The organism is Oleiphilus sp. HI0117 (genome assembly GCF_001635235.1).
Map to the genome: position 1 here is coordinate 1 of NZ_LWGA01001474.1, position 1,017 is coordinate 1,017.

Below are 1,017 nucleotides of genomic sequence, written 5' to 3' on the forward strand. Positions count from 1 at the left end.
ACGACTCAGCCATCGAAAGAATCTCTACAGGAAGCTCATCAGCAGTGGAGTCTAGCTCACGATACATATATCTCGACTAGACTTCTTAGACAATGGCTAAAAAGCCTGAACATCATACATCCGGTTTTGGATGTGACTCTCAGCTCTCCTGAACTCGTTCATACGAACCACAACCGCATTGATCAGTACCCTTTGATTCCTGGCTATTTAGATAAGGTCCAAGGCTACCCGCTAAGCGGTTTAATTCACTCTGAAATCGAATTGACCAAGGATAGCCTTAATCAGGAGCATTTACTCGGAGATTCTGCCTATGTTGCCTTAGGCTTTCATGCTTTAGAGTTTATGCTTTTTGGCGAGAGTGGAAACCCGAGAATCGTTGCAGACTTTTCAATCGAGAACACTAGCAAAAGTCAGAACCAAAGCGCCAAGCGTAGAGCAAAATACCTCAAACTCCTAAGCAAACTGCTCAAACAAGATATCGAAGCTTTTAGCGTTTCTTGGAACAGGCTCGATGGCTACTATCCAGCAGCACTTGCCACCATTCCTGAAGAAGAACTCAGAGCATCACTTCGTCAAATTGCTGAAGTAGAACTCGAAGCCTGTCGGCAAATTCAAATGCTGATCGGCAAGCAAGCTATGCACGATACCAAGAGTAGTATCGCCGCAAGAATAAGCCTTGCAAATCGCGTCATTGAAACACTAGAAAGCACGAGACAAAACTAAGCCCTGCATCGCACTTTCATTTAATCAAACTACGATGCTGGCAAAACTCTGACGAAAATTGATTTCAGGTATTCTGTTTCCGGAATTACTGGCAGTATTGGGTGATCTGCACCTTGGCCGCCCTGCTCAATTACTTGTAAGCGCTTTTCCAAAGTCTGGCCACTTACCGCAATAGCTTTCATCAAGGCTTCTCGCGAAAGGTGCATAGAACACGACGCAGAAACCAGTAAACCATCTTTTTCTAGCAGGCGCATCGCAAGCTGATTCAAACGTTGATAAGCAATCTCACCCGCT

General features: G+C 44.9%; 1 protein-coding gene and 1 pseudogene. One reads left to right on the forward strand and one right to left on the reverse strand.

Features of this window, described 5'->3' with window-relative positions:
- The coding region (locus A3757_RS24540) for an imelysin family protein (protein ID WP_231878384.1) at positions 1-723 on the forward strand (723 nt) is incomplete at its 5' end.
- A 29-nt stretch (positions 724-752) separates the two neighbouring features.
- Here A3757_RS24540 and A3757_RS27390 read toward each other — a convergent pair.
- Positions 753-1,017 (reverse strand): annotated as a pseudogene (locus tag A3757_RS27390) (RlmI/RlmK family 23S rRNA methyltransferase); the annotation flags it as partial.